This is a genomic window from Natronorubrum sediminis (assembly GCF_900108095.1).
Taxonomy (GTDB): domain Archaea; phylum Halobacteriota; class Halobacteria; order Halobacteriales; family Natrialbaceae; genus Natronorubrum; species Natronorubrum sediminis.
The window spans coordinates 1103784-1122938 of record NZ_FNWL01000001.1; the positions used below are offsets into that span (position 1 = coordinate 1103784).

The window sequence follows — 19155 nt, forward strand, 5'->3', positions numbered from 1 at the left end:
TCGACCTACAGCCCATCTATGATCTCGGCGGCGAACGTCGACAGCGCCGCCGCCGTGTCCTCGTTTTGGATCCCGATAATCGCGTGATCGAGTCCGTACGACTCGAGCCTGCGGAAGTAGTCCCGAAACCACTCGATCCCGGCGTGAAAACCGAGGTGAAGCGGCTCCGGTCCGGCTGTTGGATCGTCCGCCAACTCGACGCGAACCGCGATGGCGAAGGGCTTCTCGTCCGCTCGCTCGCGCCAGCCCGAGAGGTAGCTCTCGAGCGTCGACTCCGGGAGGTGATAGAAGAGCCAGCCGTCGCCGTGCTCGGCGATCCACTCGTCGGACTGGCGGGAGTTACCCGTCGGCAAGAGCGGAATCGTCTCCGCCGTCGGCTTCGGAACCACGTCGAGGTCCCCCTCGAGCGAGCCCCACTCACCCTCGATGGTAGGGTACTCCTCCCGCCAGAGGGTTCGAATCGCCTCGAAGCGCTCGCGAAACGCCCGGCCGCGCTCCTCGCGGTCGACGTCGAAGGCGGGGTACTCGGGGTCGCGGTCGCCCGAGGCGACGCCGAGGACGAGTCGCCCGTCTGAAAGTTGGTCGACCGTCGCCGCGGACTTCGCGACGTGAATCGGGTGACACAGTGTAAGCACGACGCTCGAGGTCCCAAGTGCGATGTCGTCCGTCTGTGCGGCAACGTGTGAGAGCCACGGCCAGGTGTCGAACGTCTGACCCGCGTCGCCGAATTTGGGCCAGAAGGTCGGCACGTCTCGCGTCCAGAGGCCGTCGAAACCGACTTCCTCGGCGTGTGTCGCGAGTTCGATCTCGCGTTCGGGATCGGGCGTCGAACGGTTCGCTCCGGTCAAGGGAAAGCCCGCGCCGAAGGTCAGTCCCTCGCGGTCGAACAACCGTCGATAGCCAGCGTTCGCGTGGTCTGCGGGCATTCGCTCGAGCTATCCGCCGCGCTCACAAGACGCTGTTCGTTTCCGTCGGCATGGTCAGGAGAGACGAAACGACCCTATGCCGGAATCCGAGCGCGAACGTACTCGAGTCCCGGGCATCCGTCGACGTACCAGAGCGCGAGCGCCGTCCCGAACAGCAGCCACTCGGACAGGAAGAATATCGCAGGGTTCGTAAACGGCCCCACGAGCACTTCGACGGCCGCAGGCGGCTCGAACAGTCGGTCGTGAAACCGAAACGTCGGCTGCTCGAGCAGCGGCCAGACGAGGAACTCGGTCCCGTGGGGATACCCGAGGAACGCCCGTGGTGGGACGTCCGTGAGGATATGCGAGAGGTGTGCGATGGCGAACGCCGTCGCAGTCTCGAGGCGGCCGAGCGCGAACCCCACGGCGTAGACGACGACGAGCAACCCCGCGGCGAACAGCAGCGAGTGGGCGAGCGAGCGGCCGCTGGGCAGAATTCCGAACCACCACGCGAGTGGCTTGTCGATCAGGTCCGCGAGCTGCGAGCCGGCTAAGACCGCCAGCGCCGGCTCCGGGCGCGGCGGTCGTCCGAACCGACCGCGAGCGTACAGCGAGTAGAGGATGTAGGCGACGCCGAAGTGCCCCCAGGGCCACATGGTCGGGCGTACCTATCCACGGCGTGTAGTTAAGTCGTCCGTAACCCAGAGACGGAGCCGTGGTTCGCTGTCGAGGGCGATCGAATCGGGACGGAGGACTCTCGGTGGCTTCGTCGGCCCAAAAAAGGACGGAAATGTTCGGTGGGTCGCGTCGCGTGATCAGTCGTCGGCGGGCGTCGCACCGCTCGCGCCTTCGGCCTGGTCGCGCGTCCAGGAGAGTTTGCCACCGGCGGCGAGGATTGCGCGCTCGCGTTCGGAGGCGTCGAGGGTCGCCGTGACCTCGTAGTCGTCGTTGACGCGGACGGTGAACTCCTCTTGTCCGCTCGTGACGGCCTCGTAGACGTCGTCGACGATCTCGATCTCGTCGCCCTGGTCGATGTTCGCGTAGGTCTCCTCGTCGATCGTCAGCGGGACGATCCCGAAGTTGAAGAGGTTCGCGCGGTGGATCCGGGCGAAGCTCTGTGCGAGGACGCCCTCAATGCCGAGGTACATCGGACAGAGGGCGGCGTGCTCTCGCGAGGAGCCCTGACCGTAGTTCTCGCCGGCGACGAGGAAGCCGCCGTCGGCCTCGAGCGCGCGCTCGGCGAAGGTGTCGTCGACGCGGCTGAGGGTGAACTCGCTCAGTTTGGGGACGTTCGAGCGGTACATCAGGATGTCCTGGGTCGCAGGAATGATGTGGTCGGTCGTGATGTTGTCCTCCATCTTCAGGAGGGCGTCTCCCGAGATGTCGGAGCCGAGTTCGTCACGCAGGGGCACGTCGCCGATGTTCGGACCCTTGATGAGTTCGTCGTCGACGGCTTCCTCAGGTGCGATGAGGTCCGTCTTGGAGCCGTCGTACTCGTCTGGGAGTTCGACGCCGGGTGCCTCGAGGTCGTCGACTTCTTCCTCGAGGTTCCGTGGGTCGATGATCTCGCCTTTGATCGCCGCGGCGGCGGCGACCTCCGGCGAACAGAGGTAGACGTTGTCGTCTTCGATTCCCGAGCGACCCTCGAAGTTGCGGTTGAAGGTTCGCAGGGAGACCGAATCGGAGGCGGGAACGTGACCGATGCCGATACAGGCACCACACGTCGCTTCCGAGAAGTTGACGCCAGCAGCCATCATCTCCGCGACCCAGCCCTCGCGGGCGAGCATCTCGGAGGCCTGCTTGGAGCCAGGGGCGACGATCGTCTCGGTCTCCATCGAAACTTCGCGGCCCTCGAGCATCTTGGCGACGGGGAGGATGTCCTCGTAGCCACCGTTCGTACAGGAGCCGACGATGACCTGCTCGACGGACTCGCCCTCGACTTCGCTGACGGGGACGACGTTGTCGGGCATCGATGGCGTCGCGATCAGGGGCTCGAGGTCGGAGAGGTCGACGACGATTTCGTCGTCGTACTCGGCGTCGTCGTCGGGCTGAAGCTCGACGTACTCGTCGCCGCGGCCGACGCGCTCTAAGTAATCCTCGGTCTGCTCGTCGGTTGGGAAGATCGACGTCGTCGCGCCGAGTTCGGTTCCCATGTTGGTGATCGTCATCCGCTCGGGTGCAGTGAGCGACTCGACGCCGGGACCGGTGTACTCGAGAATCTTGCCGACGCCGCCTTTGACGGAGAGACGACGGAGCATCTCGAGGATGACGTCCTTCGCGGTGGCCCACTCTGGCAGTTCGCCCTCGAGGCGAACGCTGACGATTTCGGGCATTTCGACGTAGTAGGGTGCACCGCCCATCGCGACGGTGATGTCGATGCCACCCGCGCCGATAGCGAGTTCGCCGAGCCCGCCGGGGGTGGGGGTGTGACTGTCCGATCCCAGCAGCGTCTTGCCGGGTGCGGCGAAGTTCTCGCGGTGAACGTTGTGACAGATACCGTTACCGGGGCGAGAGAAATGAGCGCCGAATGTACCGGCTGCAGATCGCAGGAAACGGTGATCGTCCGTATTCTTAAAGTCGAACTGGTAGGTCTGGTGGTCGCAGTATTGTGCGGCAATCTCGGTCTGGACTTCGTCCAGTCCCATCGCTTCGAACTGGAGCCAGACCATCGTGCCGGTCGTGTCTTGGGTAAGTACCTGGTCGATCTCGATCCCGATCTCCTCGCCGGTCTCGAGTTCGCCCTCGACGAGGTGATCGTCGAGAATCTTCTCGGTGAGAGTCTGTCCCATAGCACACAAAACTCGGCTGCCCGGCCTGATAAATCCAGCGTGTTTCTACGAGGAGAGCACGATTTGTGGGACTACACGCGTCCTCGTGAACGGTGTCGCCGACGATGGTGTGAGCGCGCAGAACGAATCTCGCCATAACGGTCCGGCAATCGCTAGTCACCGTGGTCTTTCCCCTCGAAATTCGAACGCAGAGTGGCACAAAAACGGCTGTGAGGCGAGTGTACGCAGACCGTCTGTAAGCAGTGTAAGTACTGTGGACGTACGCACGTACAGCCACCAGCGAGTGTAGCCACCAGTCACTGGCGAGTGTAGCGCGTCGTCTCGAGAGGTGGCGCGTATTCGACGCGCCGTGTCGTGTGGTGATGTGTACGTTGGTACTCGGAAACCTGGCGTACGGGCCGTGACGAACGGATACGCTTTTCTCGATTCCCTCGCGTTGTCCCCACATGTTCCGTTCCGGTGCGTTCGTCGCCGAGCACATCTCGCCGACGACCGACGATCAGATTCAGCCAAACGGCGTCGACCTCACCTTAGACGTCGTCTTCGAACAACTCGAGCCGGGGCGTATCGGCCGAGACGGGAAACAAGTCGGCGACCGAATCGCCCGCCCGCTCGAGGAACTCGAGGAGGCCGACCCCGATACGTACTATCTCCCCAAGGGCGCGTACGTCGCGCGCTACGGCGAACGAATTCACATTCCCGACGGCCACATCGGGCTCGTCTACCCGCGTTCGTCGCTGATGCGAAACTCGTGTATGCTCAACACGGCCGTCTGGGACGCCGGCTACGAAGGCCGCGGCGAGGGGCTGTTGCAGGTCCACCACGACATCGAAATCGCACGCGGCGCGCGAATCGCCCAACTCGTCTTCGCCGAAGCGAACCACGAAGACGTCTACGACGGCAGCTATCAGCGCGAAAACCTCGAGTAGCGACCATTCGACGCGCAGTGCCTTTTTCAGCTGTCCGATCGGTCGGCAGTCAACTGCCGTCGGCTCCCCGTCGTCGCTCGCAGCGAGTGCGCGTACCCTTTTAGTCACTGCCAGCGGAACGTTCGGTACGATGATGGCGACGACCCACGTGTTCGCCGGCCTCGCACTCGTCGCCCCCATTGCGATGGAGGTCCCCGAATTCGCACTTCCACTCGCACTCGGCGCGATCGGTGGCGGTCTCGCGCCGGATGTCGACCTCGTCCTCACCCACCGACGAACGTTTCACTTTCCCATTTTCGGGATCGCACTCGCCGTTCCGATGATCATCATCGCTCTTGTCGCCCCCTCGAGCGCCACGGCAGCGCTGGCAGCGTTCGTGGTGACCGCGTGGCTCCACGCGGCGAGCGACGCGCTCGGTGGCGGCCCCGAAATGGATCCCTGGAACGACCGGAGCGAGCGCGCCGTCTACGACCACGTGCGCGGGCAGTGGGTCCGTCCTCGTCGCTGGATTCGCTACGACGGCGCACCCGAAGACGCCGCACTCGGCGTCGCGCTCGCGATTCCAGCACTGATCGTCTACGACGGTCCGGTCGCGTCGCTCGTTCTCGGCGGAATCGGACTCTCACTGGGCTACGCGGCCCTCCGTCGGCGACTCGTCGCGTGGGTTCCAGACTGGCTCGAGTGAAAGACGCCCAGACTCGTGTAGTCACCACGCCTTACATCGGTCTGACAGACACAGCGGCGAGTCGGAACGCTGATACTCCCGCTCGCCAAGCACATCCGTATGGTTGATACGTTCCTCGCCCAGACGACACATCTCGTCTTCGCCGCGATCTGGGCCGGCAGCGTCTTCTACGTCGCGTTCGTCATCTTGCCCCTGGCTCGAGACGGCGCGTTCAACTCGACGAAACCCCTCGAAGTCATCTCGAGCAAACTCACGACCATCTCTCGGATCAGCGCACTTCTCTTGTTGCTCTCGGGGGGCCACCTCGCCGGGACGGGGTACACCTCGGAGAGCCTCTTCAACACGACGAACGGGCAACTCGTGCTCGCGATGGTCGCACTCTGGGCCGTGTTGGCCGCACTCGTCGAAATCGGCGCGAAGCGACTCGAGTCCGGGCTCAACGGCAAGAAGCTCCGAGAGCCTGCGGGCGACGTGCTCTCGATCTATCGCGCGGCCGCAGTCGTCGCCATCGCACTGCTCGTTATCGGCGGCATGATCACGACGGGCGTAACGCGGTACTTCTAACCGAATAGAGTGCTTCGAGGGAGAGTCGAGTCGGTGAGTTCGGCGGCATGACGAGACGCACACCCCGTCGCCGGCCGGGTTTTAAGCGAACGTGTCCGTGCGAAAGATACTTGGTGGATTGCTGTAACGTATGTCCATGATGATTAGGGGCAAAGAACTGGCGCTGTCGGTGCTTGCGGTTGGAACCGCTGCAGTCGCCGGCTACGTGTTGCATTCGGGCCAACAGACCGATTGCCCGTCGCGGTCGAAAGCCAACCTCGGGGCGCGCATCATCGCCCGCGAGGACGTGCCCCGTGGCGCCACTGTCGTCGAGAGTACCTCACAACGACTCGAGGAAATTCCCGGTGCGCGACGGGTGGTCGAACGGGCGATTCGAGCCGATGCAGACGAAGAGTGGGCACACGTGACGATCGAACACGAGGGCGCGTGGTCAGTCGTCGACGCGGTTCGGGGGTCGCTGCCGTACTACGACGGGAAACACGGGGAGTACAACGGCGTCTACATCCAGTACGACGGGCGATTCGTCGTCCTCGATGCCTTCGGCTGGGCCCGACTCGAGGAGCCGCTGCAGTAAGGAACGCTGGCGTATACTCGGGCCGTGTGAGCGGTCTGGCTCTCAGATTCATATTCGCTCGAGCGACGCGCTATTCTCCGTCTGGGCGCCGTTGATTCACCCCGACGAGTGAAACCACAACCACTACCATCTGGCCACGTCGAGTGACGGGCATGCAACTGGGCGTAATCGGACTCGGACGGATGGGCCAGATCGTCGTCGACCGAACGCTCGAGGCAGGCCACGACGTCGTCGCCTTCGACCTCGAACCGGAAGCCGTCGCGACGGCAGCAGACGCGGGCGCCGAACCGGCAGAGTCGATCTCGGATCTCGTCGACCGACTCGGCGCGGAGAAACGCATCTGGTTGATGGTCCCCGCGGGCGACGCCGTCGACGCCACGCTCGAGGAACTCGACGGACACCTCGAGAGCGAGGACATCGTAGTCGACGGCGGGAACTCCTACTTCGAAGACTCCGTGCGTCGGGCGGAGGCCTGCTCCGCGGCGTACCTCGACTGTGGCACCTCCGGCGGCCCCGCAGGCGCGCACCTGGGTTTTTCACTAATGGTCGGCGGGCCCGAGTGGGCGTACGACGAACTCGTTCCCGTCTTCGACGCCGTCGCGACCGGTCCCGACGGTCACGAGCGTATGGGCCCTGCTGGCTCGGGTCACTACGTGAAGATGATCCACAACGGCGTCGAGTACGCCCTCATGCAAACCTACGGCGAAGGGTTCGAACTGCTCCACGAGGGTCGGTACGACCTCGATCTGGAGAACGTGGCGTCGGTCTGGAACAACGGCGCAGTGATCCGCTCGTGGCTGCTCGAACTCTGCGAGGAAGCCTTCCGCGAGGAGGGCTCCGATCTGGGCGACGTCGCCGACCGTATCGAGGGGGGGTCGACCGGCACCTGGACCGTCCAGGAGGCCCTCGAGCAGGAGGTCCCGCTGCCGCTCATCTACACCGCGCTCTCCGAGCGATTCGGTTCGAGAGCCGATGACGGGCGGTTTTCCCGCCGGTTGGCGAGTCGCCTTCGCTACGGCTTCGGTCGCCACGACGTCCCGCGTCGTGATTGAGGCCTGACACGATAGAGTGAATTAGCGGGGCTCACAGCCTCAGTCGCTCGCGTCGTCCGTCGGAGAATATTCCGCGAAACTAAACTGTGATTTTGCGTGTCCGACTGGTGGCGAAAAATTGGGGCATTTTCTTTACGCCCGGTCACGACAGCATCAGTTATGAACTCACACCAGTCGACGACGGTAGTGACGAGTGACGACCAACGGCCGAGCATGGCTATCGTCGAACTCATTAGCCAGGCAACGGGCACCAATCCAATCGAACTCGAGCCACTCTATAACGTCATCGACCCCGACGTTCTCGACTCGCTTTGTACGTCCAGTAGCGGTTTCTCGAGTCTCGAGTTCGAGTACGCCGGCCGAACAGTCGCCGTCGAGCAGACGACCGACGGCGTCGAAATTTCACTCGCGACCGTAACGATTGGCGCGGCGGGAACGACAGCGGATTCAGAAAGCGAACCGACGGTTTCGGAGTAATTCTTCACGCGGAGCCGACGGCGTTGTAACTGAGCGACCAAGTGCTACTACAGGCATGTAAACGGTGCAGTCGACGGCGGTAGCGACGAGTGAGTTTCATTTCGTTATCGTCGCCTGCGACTGTTTGCCGACGAAGCGTACGTCTCCAGTGAAGGGTGAAGGCCAGTCAATTTATACAGCGTGGGAGTAACTTCCAGCCGTATGAAATGACGTCGGAAAAACGATCGATCGCCGTGCGGTTTTTCGGAGGGGCTGGAAATTACACCACCGTCCTCGAGGAGTGTTGTACGCACATTCTGACGTCGGATCCGACTGAAACGGCGCTTATCGAGTGGGTGAAATCGAACACGGAAGCGACGAGTACCGACGGCATCCGTAACCGACTCCGATTTCTCGAGGCCCTCGAGTTACTCGAGATTGAACCGGAACGCGTGCGGGTGACCGAGACGGGAATTACGTGGGTTTCCCAGACGGATCCGGAAGTGTTGTTCGAGCGTCTCGATACAACGGTCTACGGGTTCGAGACGGCCCTCGCGGCGTTGCAGAATGGACCTAAAACGGACGCCGAATTGGGCGACATCATCGCTAATACGCACGCGGAAGTGAACTGGAACGACCCGTCCGGCCCTGCCCAACACCGCGGGTGGCTCCAGAGTCTCGGCTACGTGGAACGATTGGACGGGCGCAATTCGCTGACAGACAGCGGGCGAACGCTGGCTCGCCGGCGCACGTCCGACAACCCGGATCTCGAGCGCCAGACGTACTATACACAGACGGACCTCGAGGAAGCCTTCGACACCAGCTTCGGGTCCTACATCAAGGGGATCAATCCGCGAACCGACGACGACGGGGAACTGTCGTACATCATCGTGAAAGCTCGAGAGGATGGTCCATACAGCGACGAACTCGACGGAGAACGGTTTACGTACATCGGCGAAGGAGTGCCCTCGAAGGGCGACCAAACGCTGACTGGTGCAAACAAGGCGCTCCTCGAGCAGGCCGAGGGCGCATCTGTTCCCGTCTATTTCTTCTACCAACCAGCTGATCGCAGTGACCTTCGATACGAGGGACTGGTTTCGGTCGTCGACGTTCGCTACGTCAATGCAGACGAACGCGACCGGAGAGTCTACGAGTTCACGATGGAACGACTGGACCTCGAGCATCCGACAGCATTCGAAACGCTCGCGGCGTCAGTCACCGCAGGTGCGCACGAAGGAACTGATTCGAACGCGAATGATGGGGCAACCGCTGGCAGCGACCCGGAACCGGCACTGACCGCTGCAGAGGACGAGTATACCGAGACCCAGCGACGAGTTCGCTCGAGTGCGTTCGCAAAACGGGTGAAATCGGCCTACGACTTTCGCTGTGCGATCTGTGACCGGAGCCGGGAATCGCCGGCAGGCACGGTCGATATCGAAGCCGCACACATCTATCCGAAACAGGAGAACGGGCGCGATTTCATCCGGAACGGACTCGCTCTCTGTCGATTACACCACTGGGCGTTCGATGCCGGCTGGCTCGCCATCTCCGACGAGTATCGAATTCTGGTTGCCGACCGGCCCGAACTCGAAGGCTACGAGGAGTTTTCGCGACTCGAGGGAGCGCAGATTTCGGTTCCACCAACCGAGGACGAACGGCCCCACGCGACGTTCCTCGCTGCACACCGAGAGTTACACGGCTTCGAATCGGTCTGAAGCGACAATTTTCCCTCGCCAACGGAGTTTACACACCTTCACACGTGTTCTCGAAGCGCCCACACGTCCTCGAGGGGCTCCAGACGATGGGGCTCCGCCCCGCGTTCGGTCAGGATTCCGACGTGGTAGAGCATCGCCTTCAGCTGGAACACGGTGGGCGAGTGGTAGATCGCCCCGTCCTCGAGTGCCTCGCGCCGGAGGTCGCCGTTCTCGGTCAGCACCCGCCGTCGAACCGCGTCGTCGCCGCGGACGAAGAGTTCGATCGCGAACGTCGGGTGAACCGCGTGCAGGTGCTCGAGGAGGTCCACGAGCGAGGGTTCGGGCTGCCAGTCGTCGTGCATGGTCTGGAGTTCCGTGACGAGCAGTTCCGTCGCGGGGTACTCGAAGACGACGCGGCGGGCGAGTTGCCCCCAGGCGGGCGCGAGGTCGACGAAGCGTTTGCGCGACCGGTACCACTCCTCGAACGCCGCGAGGGCGGCCTCGACGGAGCCACAGCGGCCGATGGCGAAGCGGACGACCTCGTGGCCGAGCGACGTCAGTTCGACGCCTCGGGGACCCGTTTCGATCAACCCCAGAAACGCCGCGCCGCGTTCGGCGTCCGAGGCGGCGCTGACGACCTTGTACTCCGAGAGCACCGTCGCGGTGTCGCCCTCGGCGTAGTGGGCCAGCGGATAGCCGAGGTAGTTCTTCGGGTGGTTCAATCCGAAGGAGGCGTCGGCCACGCCTTGCGCTCCGGCCTGAAACCGAAGCGCCGTCGCCTCGCTCGAGGACCGATTCCCGACTACCCGCGGCACCTCGAGGACGGACACCTCGCCCGTCGCGTCGACGCCGAGGACGCCGACGTTCAGTTCGCTCGCGAGCGTTCGGTCGGTTTCCGTGATCGCCGCGCTCGGGGCTGCGAAGTACGCCGCGTTGGCCTCGTGGAGTCGGTCGTAAGCCTGGACGATGCCGAGGTGGGTGTCCACGCCGCCGCTCGTCTCGCCTTTCGCTTCGATGGCGATCAGCGGCGGCTCCTCGCCCAGTCGTTCAACGGCGAGGAGGTCCGACTCGAGGGATCCGACGCCCACCAGGTCAGGGTAGCCGCCACCGATCTGGACGTGGTTGAACGGCGCGAGTTCCTCGCGAATCCCGGCCGCGATGGGCTGGCCGGGCAGCCACTCGTCCTGCGAAAACTGCGTGTCAGCGACGACGTAGGAGTCTCCGTCCTCGGCGGGCGAAAAGAGCCGCCGCTTGGTGTGGGCCAGCACCCGCGGTTCCGACAGCGGACGCGTCGCACCACTCATGGCTGGTGATTGGTCAGCTGCGCCAATAATGTTCTGGCAGTGACCGTTGACCCCGGTCGCTCGAGAGCCCTCCGCCACTCCACTACTGGACTCGCAGTCCGTCCACTCTACCGTCGAACCAGCCTGCGACCCACTCCACTGCGGGTGGGACTGAAAGGGGCGAGGCCGATTCGCGCGAGCACCGCGAGCGCGAGTCTCGAGTCGTAGACTCGAGCGGGCTCGGGGCTTTCGTGGTGTATTCGGCGGCACGAGGTGCGATATCGCGCCTCGACGACGGTCTCTCGAGTCGCGCAACTCCCAGATAGATGTTACTGTCTTGAGGACGTACACCCGAGTATGACCGAGCCAACCCTCGTCTACGACGACGACTGTGGCTTCTGTACGTGGTGGGCCGAGTTCTTCGGCGAACGAACGGAAATCCGACTCGTCGGCTTCAGCGACCTGCCCGACCACCCCGACCTCCAGGAGCGACTGCCCGAGTTCTACGAGGAGTGTTCCCACCTCGTGGCCGACGACACCGTCTACTCCTGCGGGCAGTCTCTCGAGGAGGCCCTCCGGCGCTACGACGACGGCGGACCCGTCGGCAACGGACTCGAGTTCCTGCGGAATTTCGAGGACTACGAACACGTCCGCGAGTGGGGCTACCGGCAGGTGGCGAACAACCGCGACAAGTGGGGGAAAGTCATGTCGAAGACGCCGCCGGCGCGTCGGGATACCGAAGACTCGGGGTAACACTCACCGAATGGGAATTCTCGAGTAGGACGGACGTTCGCACGTAGCAACCATCAGATCAGAGTATTGATGGTTTTCAGGGTAGTCTCTCGACAGAGAGAACGGATCATGCCGACATCACTGTTGCAACGGAGACGGGAGTATCTCACGAATATTGCAGCATCAGCAGTAGCAGCAACAGCAGCAGTAGGTCTCGGCGGATGCATAGACGACGTGAGTCGGTGGAACGACGAGGAAAGGGAATCCGCGATTCGGGTCAGGAACGATTCGGACGACGATGAGAAGGTGGCGTTCATCGTCCACGACGACATGGAAGACGAGCGACTCGTCGAAACGGTTGCGACCGTCGAAGCCGGCGAGCGTCACGAAATCGAATTTCCCGTCGAAGAAGACGGCCAGGAGATGTGGGCGATGATTCGACTCGATACGGAGAACGCCGAGACGTTCGACTCCATCGCGGGGCCATCGATGGGCGAGGTCGACCTACCCGACGGCTACGACGAGAGCACCGTCGGAATCGAATCGGGAAGTATGACACCCGGTGGAATCGCTTGGTTCGACGGGGGGATAAACGAGTTCGGAGAGGTGCGTTTAGGTGGAGTCCAGTTTTGACGGTGGCGGTGAAGTTCAGTTCGGCGAGCGTGGACTGCGGCGCTCAAGTGAGCGTGAGTACTCGGCAGTTTGTCACAGACGGTCTGCTCTACGTCATTCTTCGTGCAATCGTGACCGCTCTGCGTCGTACGGTAAATCACAACAATAAACGTATCAGTCGTCCAGATACTGCAACCCAGCGCCGGCGAGTACGACCACCAGCGTCCCGGCCGCGAGCAGCATCAATCCGGGGACGAACGAGCCGGTCGCGTCGTGGAGGACGCCGATGAGCATCGGGCCGAAGAAGCCGCCAATCTCGCCGACGGCGAAGATGAATCCTACCGCGGTCCCCGTGAGCCGCGCGCCGATTCCCTCGAGATCCGGCGGGATCGCCCGGACGAGCGGCGAGACGCCGCCGACGCCGAGGCCGGTGACGATGATCCCGAGGACAACTAACGCGCCGGTGTCGCCGGCGATCACGCCCAGCATGCCGACGAACGCGACGGAGCCACAGGCCATCAGCGCCGGACGGCGAAGCTCGAATCGGTCGGCGAGTTCGGGCACCGCAAGGACGCCCACGACGTAGGCAGCGATCAGCAAACTCGTCGCCTGTCCGGCCAGTCCTGGCGAGAGCCCGCGGGACTCGAGCAGCGTGGGGAGCCACCCCTGCAGGCCGTGATTGAGCAGGAGGTACATCGTGCCGATGACGACCACGAGCTGGAGTTCGCGGTGAGAGAGTACCAGTCGTAGGTCCGCAACGACCGACTCGAGAGAGAACGAATCGTTGGTCGCCATCTGTGCGTCGACTCGAGCCCGGTGACTGACGAGCAACCACGCGAGGCCGTAGCCGACGGCGACAACGCCGCTCCAGAAGAACAGCGGTCGCCAACCGCCGAGCCACGGCCCCAGAATCGGGCGACCGACGGCGAAGACGAGCGCCGAACCCGCGGAGGCACCGACGAGGTAAATCGCGGATGGGCGACCGGTCTCGTCTGGTGGGAACAGGACGCCCACCAGTTTCGGCAGTCCGAACGTGATCGCGGTCGCGCCGACACCGATCAGGAGCGTCGTCGCGAGCAGCGACGGAAAGTCGGGCGCGACGCTGCGGGTAATCTGTCCGATTCCGTAGATCAAAATCCCGGCTGCGAGGCTCCGTCCGGGGCCGATTCGGTCGACGGCGATCCCCGAGAACAGCGCGATCGGGATGTACATGAGCGGGATCGCCCCCGTCAGGACGCCGGCTTGCGTGCTCGAGAGCCCAACCTCGTCGATGATGACGGGCAGGTACGCGGGCAGCGAGAACCAGATGAACATCAAGCAGGTGTAGCTCACCGCCCCGAAAGCGACGAGGCCGTAGGCGCGCCGTTGGTTCTCCATCCCGTCGGTCATGAACGTCTCTGCTCGAGAGGTGTCGACGCGAGCTATTTCGATATGTCGGTCTCGCTGTCGAGGCTCGCGGTGTCACAGTTGCAGATCGGGGTTTTCAGACAAGTGGCTCGAGGAGTGCTTACTGTTCCACTCACGGTCCTCGTCGGTTTTGGGACGCTGCTCGTGCTCGCTCGGTTCGGTCACGTCGGCGGCTACCTCTGGCCAATTCAATGAGCACTCGATTCGCTGGCGGGAGGTTACACCGTCACAGTTTCGCCCAGTTCGGGCGCACTCGAGTCGAAGCCGTCCTCGCGCAATTCCGCCGCGAACGCGTCGCATCGGTCGCCGTGATTGACGAGGACCTCGCTGTCGGGGTAGGACGCGAGGAACTCGAGGAGGCCCGCTCGATCCGCGTGGGCCGAGAAGTCGTACTGTTCGACCTGCGCGCTGATGGGCATGATTCGGCCGTCGAGTTCGGCGCTACCGGTCTCGAGGAGGTCGCGGCCGGGCGTTCCCTCGACTTGATAGCCTGTCATGGTAATTTTGTTCGTCGGATTCGCTCGAATTGCGGGGATGTAGGTCATGGCGGGGCCGCCCGATAGCATTCCGCTGGTGGTGATGATCGCGGCCTTCTGGTCGACGATTCGTTTTCGCTGTCCGTCTCGGCCGGTCACGAATCGGGCGTGGGAGACGGCGCGTCGGAAGTCGTCCGAATCCCGGACGTAGTTGGGGTAGCGTCTGAGCATCTCGGTTACGTCCGTTCCCATGCCGTCGACGTAACAGGGGATGTCGTGGGCCGAACAGACGAGCATCAGTTCTTGCGTGCGACCGATCGCGAAGGCGGGGACGACGACCGTGCCGCCCTCCCAAAGCGTGGTTTCGACGCTCTCGACGAATCGATCCTCGACGGTGTCTCGAGGGTCGTGGTCGACGTCCGAGTAGGTGCTCTCACAGATGACGACGTCGGCAGCGGGCCGGTCGGTCGTGGGCGAGACCAGTTGCTGGGCGTCGGTGTGGAAGTCACCCGTGTAGAGCAGGCGGGTGTCGCCGTCGTCGACGAGCACGTGCGCACTGCCGGGGATGTGCCCCGCGTTGTAGAACGTCACCTCGTGGCCAGCGACTTCGAACGGTTCTCGGTAGCCGTGCGTTCGAGACACCTGCGTGACCCGCTGGACGTCCGTCTCGGTGAACGGACACTGGAGCGTCCCGCCGTGGAGTTTGAGCGTGTCTCGAGCGAGCGTCAGGGCGAACTCGCGAGTCGGCGGCGTCCAGTGGATCGGGGGCCGGGCGTCGCCGCTGAGAAGCGAGGGAATCGCGCCGACGTGGTCGAGATGGCCGTGGCTCACGACGACGCCCTCGGGGTCGACGTCGAGGGGGAACTGCGGCGGATTCTCCGTTTTCATCCCGTAATCGAGCAACAGTCGGTCGTTGACGAGAATTGCGCTGCGGCCGACTTCTCCGACGCCGCCCAGAAACCGGATGTCCATCGCCGACAGCTAGCGCGGCGCGGTGTTTGAGACCGTCGATTATCGTAGCCACTGCAAGTCAGTGTACACCTGATCGCCGAACCGTCTGGCGATCAGTGTGTAACCCGTTTCAGTTGTTACTCTACGTCTCCTCCTCGAGCAGACGATCTAACTCTCGCTCGAGTTCGGCCTCGTCGAGGTCGCCGTCGACGTACTGCGAGCGAACGCGATCGGAAGGGTCGGCCGTTTCGGTGGCGGGTCTCGAGTGAGAGGTGGGTGACGCCTCGAACGTTGATTCGTCGTCATCCCAGAGGTACGAGTAGAGCGCGGCGGCACCGACGATGAGGCCAGCGAGGATTGCGAGCGTGACGAGCACCGAGACAACCGTCGCGACGAGCGAGAGGACGAGGCCCACGACCGTCGCGATGACACTGAGGACGATGAAAGCGAGCAAGAGGACCCCGGCCCCCTTGAGCGCCAGCACTCCGAGACGGGTCATACGTGTCGTACGTTGTACAACTACAAAAACGTACACCGCGAGTGACGCGGGCAGGGGAGTTACACGGTGTTCGCACGACCTAATACGTCCGCTCAGGAGCCGTTCGAAGCCGATCCGTCCGGCTCGACGGCCGTCCGTTTCGCGAGACCGAGGAGGTAGATATCGAGTAGGCAACAGACCAACACGGCGAGCGGAACGGCGACATCAGCGAAGGAGACGGCTTCGAACTGGAGCGCGCTGACGACGAACGGTTCGCTCAGGTCGAACGCACCCGAGAGCGTTCGCGCGGAGAGAAACGCGAGTGCGAGAACGTAGATACCGAACCAGATCACCCCTCGTTTCCACTGGCCGAGATACCAGTGACCGAGGCCTGCGACGAACGCCGAGAGCGGATACGCCGGCCAGATCGGTCTCGAGAGTTCACTCATGGGAAGGGGCTCCGCTCAGTCGCGGTGAAACGGAAGGTGGGTCGCGCGCTCGAGGCGGGTGAACGCCGGAGATGTAGCGTCGATTCCGCCGCTGTCGACGAGCGTTCCGAGCGCCTCACGCGCAGCCTCGAGTGCGTCTTCGACGGCCGGGGAGCCGTTCGTCTCCGCCCCGTCGTAGACGTTTCCTCGCTGGGTCGTCCCGAACAGCACGCGAGCGGCGCGAGTCTGGGGGTCAACGTCGGCCGCGGTTGCCGCGGAGTGGCGGGCGAGCGCGCTCATCATCGCGTGACTATAGCGACGCAGCGCCGTCCGTGTTTCGGTCGGCGTACCGACGGCCGTCGCGCCGATGACTCCCGCAGTCTCAGCGAGCGACGCCCTCGCCTCGAGAGCGTCGACGGTGTCACCGTCTTCGTTCGGAGCGCCCGCTGAGTCGGTCGCACCCAAAAACCGATGTGAGAGGTCACTCGAGCCGCCGATCGAGACTCGGTAGAGTTCGAGACGACGCTGATCGGAGACCGGTGTCTCGGCGACTGCGGCGTAAGAGCCGGCGTGCAGGTAGTCACTGGCGAGGAGCATCGCGTCTCGATCGCTCGTGTTCGATGTGTCGGCGGTCGTCTTACCGTCGCCGTATAGGACCGCGAGTCGGAGTGTGACATAGCCCTCGAGTAGGGTGACGGCGGTGACGACCGGTTCGAGGACGTCCTCGAGGTCGTCGTTAGTGGGGCGGACGTACTCGTCGGCGGCGTCGGAACCGATCTCGCCGGCGATCGTACAGAGTGCTGCCGGGAACGATTCCGCACGCGCGGGTATCGATTTGGTGACGAGTGGCTGGACCGACGGTGCGAGTTCGGACCAACGACTGTGCGTGTTCGGGTGGGCGATTCGTCGGTGCTGATCGATTGAATGTTCACTCACGTCAATCACCTGGTGTTGGGGTGGGCGACTCGTCGGTCACGACGTCGTCGGTCCACGTGCCTCTGCGGAACCACACGGCGGTGGTGATCGTCGACACCACGTAGGAGATGGCGACGGCGTACCAGACGCCGACGACGCCCATACCGAGGGTGACGACGGCGACCGCGGCGATCGGGATACGCCAGAGCCACAGTTCCTGGACGGACAAAACCATCGCCGCACGCGTCGAACCGCTGCCGCGAATCCCGCCTAACAGGATCTGGAAGACGCCGAGGAAGAGGTACGACGGCCCGGCGATGAGGATGTACGCCGCGGCGTACTCGATCACCTGATCGGCGTCCGCCGTTCCCGCCTCGATGAAGACCGCTGCAATCGGTTCGGCGAAGGTGTACGCGACGGCGACGACGACCGTAAAGGCCGAGACGATCACGATGGAGCTGAGTTTCACGGCCCGTTTGGCCCGCTCGGTCTGATTGGCTCCCAGATTCTGGCCGACGACCGTCTCCGTTCCGCGGGCGAGCCCCAGCGCGGGCATGTAGAGCAGCGAGGAGAGTCGTGTGACGATCCCGTAGGCCGCGACCGCTTCCGTCCCCGCGAGCGCGATGATCGCCGTCAGGACCGTGATTCCGAAGGCGCGAAAGCCCTGTTCGGTCGCGATGGGTGCGCCGATGTCGACGATCTCTCGGACCGTCTCGCGATCGAGCCACAGATCGGACAGCGAGGGCTCGAGGCCGACGCGCCCGGAAAACAACAGTGCGAGGCCGATGGCCGCCGCGATTCCTCGAGAGAAGATTGTCGCGATGGCTGCGCCGTCGACGCCCCACCCGTCGAAGCCGGTTGCGGCGTACAGCGTCGACTCGAGGCCGCCGGCACCGACCCAGGTGAACAGCGGGTTCCCGTCGAATCCGAGGATCAAGAAGGGGTCGATGATCACGTTGAGCGCGACGCTGATGGCCATCAAGTACAGTGGCGTTCGGGTGTCGCCCCAGCCTCGAGAGAGGGCGTCGAAGATGAAGAACCAGAACATGAACACGATGCCGACGAACATGATCCGGGTGTAACTGACCGCGTAGGAGTAGTCGGCAGCACCGGGTTCGGCACCGACCATTCGCATGAGCCACGGCGTGAAGAGGTAGCCGACGGCGGCGAAGGCGAGTGCGACGACCGTCACGAACGACAGCGTCTGGCCGGCGAGATGACTCGCCATGCCGATATTTCCAGCTCCTTTGTTCTGGGCGATGAGGACCGTGCCGGCGACGGTGAGTCCGCCGCCGACGCTGATCATCAAGAAGACGACCGCCCACGAGTACGAGAGTGCCGCGATGGCGTCGCTGCCTAACCGGCCGACCCAGTACGTGTCCGCGAGGTTGTAGCCGACGTTGAGCACCTGCGACGCCACGATCGGTGCGGAGAGCACCATGAGCGGCTTGAACAGCTCCCCGTCGGTCACGTTGACCGATCTGTCCGACGGCGTGCTCATTCGGGACGATCACCGGCATCGTCCTCGCTAAATCGGTCGTCGCGCGGGAACTCGAGATTCGATTCGGCCGGCAGTTCGACGCCGGGGGCGAGGACGTCGGCGAGAATTCGCTCGGCAGTCTCCTCGCGAACCGTGTCGAGGTACTCGTCGCGACCGAGGGTGAACTGGCGGATCCGCGCGCCGTCGAACGTCGCGAGTAAGAGCGCGGCGACGGTTTCGGGATCGTGATCCTGGAAGTCCCCCGATTCGATCCCCTCCCGCAGGATAGACTCGATCGCCTCGCGGAGTCGGTCGTCGCTCTCTCGAAGTTTCTCGCGGTAAAGTTCGTTGTACGGTGCCTGTGCTCTGAGTTCGAGAAACGCCGTGTGAAACGCCACCTGGTCGTCGTCCGGATCGGACAGGAACCAGTCGACGAACGCCGCGAGTTGCTCGACCGGCGACCGGTCGTCGATCTGCTCGAGTCGTCCATCGAAGCCCTCGAGCAGGTACTCGATGAACGCCGCGACGAGAGCCTCTCGCGAATCGTAGTGGTAGAAGAGCGCTGACTTGCTGCGATCGGTCCGATCGGCGATCGCCTGCGCGGTGAGGTCACTGTAGCCCATCTCGCAGAGGGCTTCGTACGTCGCGGCCATGATCGTCTCTCGCGTATCGGCGTCCGTCACTGACTAACCAGTCAGTCAGGGGCGGAAAAAGGCGTTTCGGTTCTGAGGGGCACCTGACGAGC

General features: G+C 63.6%; 20 protein-coding genes. 9 read left to right on the forward strand and 11 right to left on the reverse strand.

The window, feature by feature from the left end; translation table 11 throughout:
- Nucleotides 1–5: 5 nt before the first annotated feature.
- From BLW62_RS05395 to BLW62_RS05405, 3 genes are all read right to left on the reverse strand, one after another.
- Nucleotides 6–926, reverse strand: a complete 921-nt coding sequence (locus tag BLW62_RS05395) for a TIGR03571 family LLM class oxidoreductase (protein WP_090505861.1) — start codon at nucleotides 924–926, stop codon at nucleotides 6–8.
- Nucleotides 927–1000: 74 nt separating this feature from the next.
- Nucleotides 1001–1561, reverse strand: a complete 561-nt coding sequence (locus tag BLW62_RS05400; protein WP_090505863.1) for a metal-dependent hydrolase — start codon at nucleotides 1559–1561, stop codon at nucleotides 1001–1003.
- Nucleotides 1562–1720: 159 nt separating this feature from the next.
- A complete protein-coding gene (locus tag BLW62_RS05405; protein ID WP_090505865.1) occupies nucleotides 1721–3694 on the reverse strand; it encodes an aconitate hydratase in 1974 nt (657 codons plus the stop codon).
- Between the two features lie 446 nt (nucleotides 3695–4140).
- On the opposite strand from BLW62_RS05405, the gene BLW62_RS05410 reads away from it, so the two are divergent.
- The 7 genes from BLW62_RS05410 to BLW62_RS05440 all read left to right on the forward strand — a co-directional run bounded on the left by BLW62_RS05410 (nucleotide 4141) and on the right by BLW62_RS05440 (nucleotide 9669).
- Nucleotides 4141–4623 carry a deoxyuridine 5'-triphosphate nucleotidohydrolase gene (locus BLW62_RS05410; protein ID WP_090505867.1) on the forward strand — a complete coding sequence of 161 codons (483 nt, stop codon included), beginning with the start codon at nucleotides 4141–4143 and terminating at the stop codon, nucleotides 4621–4623.
- A gap of 130 nt (nucleotides 4624–4753) precedes the next feature.
- On the forward strand, nucleotides 4754–5308 hold the full coding sequence (locus tag BLW62_RS05415) for a hypothetical protein (protein ID WP_090505869.1): 555 nt from the start codon (nucleotides 4754–4756) through the stop codon (nucleotides 5306–5308).
- Nucleotides 5309–5407: 99 nt separating this feature from the next.
- Complete coding sequence (locus BLW62_RS05420) at nucleotides 5408–5872, forward strand: CopD family protein (RefSeq protein ID WP_090505871.1); 465 nt, start codon at nucleotides 5408–5410, stop codon at nucleotides 5870–5872.
- 136 nt (nucleotides 5873–6008) lie between these two features.
- Nucleotides 6009–6446, forward strand: a complete 438-nt coding sequence (locus tag BLW62_RS05425; RefSeq protein WP_090505872.1) for a hypothetical protein — start codon at nucleotides 6009–6011, stop codon at nucleotides 6444–6446.
- Nucleotides 6447–6598: 152 nt separating this feature from the next.
- Entirely contained in the window at nucleotides 6599–7498 is a 900-nt protein-coding gene (gene gnd, locus BLW62_RS05430; RefSeq protein WP_090505873.1) for a phosphogluconate dehydrogenase (NAD(+)-dependent, decarboxylating), read from the forward strand.
- A 159-nt stretch (nucleotides 7499–7657) separates the two neighbouring features.
- Complete coding sequence (locus BLW62_RS05435; protein ID WP_175459684.1) at nucleotides 7658–7975, forward strand: HalOD1 output domain-containing protein; 318 nt, start codon at nucleotides 7658–7660, stop codon at nucleotides 7973–7975.
- Nucleotides 7976–8181: 206 nt separating this feature from the next.
- Nucleotides 8182–9669 carry an HNH endonuclease gene (locus BLW62_RS05440; protein ID WP_090505875.1) on the forward strand — a complete coding sequence of 496 codons (1488 nt, stop codon included), beginning with the start codon at nucleotides 8182–8184 and terminating at the stop codon, nucleotides 9667–9669.
- A 38-nt stretch (nucleotides 9670–9707) separates the two neighbouring features.
- Here BLW62_RS05440 and BLW62_RS05445 read toward each other — a convergent pair whose 3' ends face one another.
- Entirely contained in the window at nucleotides 9708–10952 is a 1245-nt protein-coding gene (locus BLW62_RS05445; RefSeq protein ID WP_090506432.1) for a hypothetical protein, read from the reverse strand.
- A gap of 336 nt (nucleotides 10953–11288) precedes the next feature.
- Here BLW62_RS05445 and BLW62_RS05450 point away from each other — a divergent pair, with 336 nt between their 5' ends.
- A complete protein-coding gene (locus BLW62_RS05450; RefSeq protein ID WP_090505877.1) occupies nucleotides 11289–11684 on the forward strand; it encodes a thiol-disulfide oxidoreductase DCC family protein in 396 nt (131 codons plus the stop codon).
- Nucleotides 11685–11897: 213 nt separating this feature from the next.
- Entirely contained in the window at nucleotides 11898–12296 is a 399-nt protein-coding gene (locus BLW62_RS05455) for a hypothetical protein (RefSeq protein ID WP_090505879.1), read from the forward strand.
- A 153-nt stretch (nucleotides 12297–12449) separates the two neighbouring features.
- Here the strand turns inward: BLW62_RS05455 and BLW62_RS05460 are convergent, their stop codons facing one another.
- From BLW62_RS05460 to BLW62_RS05490, 7 genes are all read right to left on the reverse strand, one after another.
- Nucleotides 12450–13664, reverse strand: coding sequence for an MFS transporter (locus BLW62_RS05460; RefSeq protein WP_090505881.1), 1215 nt, complete (start codon nucleotides 13662–13664; stop codon nucleotides 12450–12452).
- A 236-nt stretch (nucleotides 13665–13900) separates the two neighbouring features.
- Complete coding sequence (locus tag BLW62_RS05465) at nucleotides 13901–15130, reverse strand: MBL fold metallo-hydrolase (RefSeq protein WP_090505883.1); 1230 nt, start codon at nucleotides 15128–15130, stop codon at nucleotides 13901–13903.
- Between the two features lie 121 nt (nucleotides 15131–15251).
- Complete coding sequence (locus BLW62_RS18540) at nucleotides 15252–15608, reverse strand: hypothetical protein (RefSeq protein ID WP_090505885.1); 357 nt, start codon at nucleotides 15606–15608, stop codon at nucleotides 15252–15254.
- A gap of 92 nt (nucleotides 15609–15700) precedes the next feature.
- The gene (locus tag BLW62_RS05475) at nucleotides 15701–16036 is read right to left on the reverse strand and encodes a hypothetical protein (RefSeq protein WP_090505888.1); all 336 of its coding nucleotides are present in this window, start codon (nucleotides 16034–16036) and stop codon (nucleotides 15701–15703) included.
- A 15-nt stretch (nucleotides 16037–16051) separates the two neighbouring features.
- Nucleotides 16052–16951: a hypothetical protein gene (locus BLW62_RS05480; protein WP_090505890.1), complete on the reverse strand. Its 900-nt coding sequence runs from the start codon at nucleotides 16949–16951 to the stop codon at nucleotides 16052–16054.
- Nucleotide 16952: 1 nt separating this feature from the next.
- On the reverse strand, nucleotides 16953–18431 hold the full coding sequence (locus BLW62_RS05485; RefSeq protein ID WP_090505892.1) for an MATE family efflux transporter: 1479 nt from the start codon (nucleotides 18429–18431) through the stop codon (nucleotides 16953–16955).
- Nucleotides 18428–19093, reverse strand: coding sequence for a TetR/AcrR family transcriptional regulator (locus BLW62_RS05490; RefSeq protein WP_175459685.1), 666 nt, complete (start codon nucleotides 19091–19093; stop codon nucleotides 18428–18430). The genes BLW62_RS05485 and BLW62_RS05490 overlap by 4 nt, the downstream gene beginning before the upstream one ends.
- Nucleotides 19094–19155 lie beyond the last annotated feature (62 nt).

Coding starts and splice junctions, on each gene's coding strand:
- BLW62_RS05395 (WP_090505861.1), bottom strand. CDS start 926: ATGCCCGCAGACCACGCGAACGCTGGCTATCGACGGTTGTTCGACCGC.
- BLW62_RS05400 (WP_090505863.1), bottom strand. CDS start 1,561: ATGTGGCCCTGGGGGCACTTCGGCGTCGCCTACATCCTCTACTCGCTG.
- BLW62_RS05405 (WP_090505865.1), bottom strand. CDS start 3,694: ATGGGACAGACTCTCACCGAGAAGATTCTCGACGATCACCTCGTCGAG.
- BLW62_RS05410 (WP_090505867.1), top strand. CDS start 4,141: ATGTTCCGTTCCGGTGCGTTCGTCGCCGAGCACATCTCGCCGACGACC.
- BLW62_RS05415 (WP_090505869.1), top strand. CDS start 4,754: ATGATGGCGACGACCCACGTGTTCGCCGGCCTCGCACTCGTCGCCCCC.
- BLW62_RS05420 (WP_090505871.1), top strand. CDS start 5,408: ATGGTTGATACGTTCCTCGCCCAGACGACACATCTCGTCTTCGCCGCG.
- BLW62_RS05425 (WP_090505872.1), top strand. CDS start 6,009: ATGATGATTAGGGGCAAAGAACTGGCGCTGTCGGTGCTTGCGGTTGGA.
- gnd (WP_090505873.1), top strand. CDS start 6,599: ATGCAACTGGGCGTAATCGGACTCGGACGGATGGGCCAGATCGTCGTC.
- BLW62_RS05435 (WP_175459684.1), top strand. CDS start 7,658: ATGAACTCACACCAGTCGACGACGGTAGTGACGAGTGACGACCAACGG.
- BLW62_RS05440 (WP_090505875.1), top strand. CDS start 8,182: ATGACGTCGGAAAAACGATCGATCGCCGTGCGGTTTTTCGGAGGGGCT.
- BLW62_RS05445 (WP_090506432.1), bottom strand. CDS start 10,952: ATGAGTGGTGCGACGCGTCCGCTGTCGGAACCGCGGGTGCTGGCCCAC.
- BLW62_RS05450 (WP_090505877.1), top strand. CDS start 11,289: ATGACCGAGCCAACCCTCGTCTACGACGACGACTGTGGCTTCTGTACG.
- BLW62_RS05460 (WP_090505881.1), bottom strand. CDS start 13,664: ATGACCGACGGGATGGAGAACCAACGGCGCGCCTACGGCCTCGTCGCT.
- BLW62_RS05465 (WP_090505883.1), bottom strand. CDS start 15,130: ATGGACATCCGGTTTCTGGGCGGCGTCGGAGAAGTCGGCCGCAGCGCA.
- BLW62_RS18540 (WP_090505885.1), bottom strand. CDS start 15,608: ATGACCCGTCTCGGAGTGCTGGCGCTCAAGGGGGCCGGGGTCCTCTTG.
- BLW62_RS05475 (WP_090505888.1), bottom strand. CDS start 16,036: ATGAGTGAACTCTCGAGACCGATCTGGCCGGCGTATCCGCTCTCGGCG.
- BLW62_RS05485 (WP_090505892.1), bottom strand. CDS start 18,431: ATGAGCACGCCGTCGGACAGATCGGTCAACGTGACCGACGGGGAGCTG.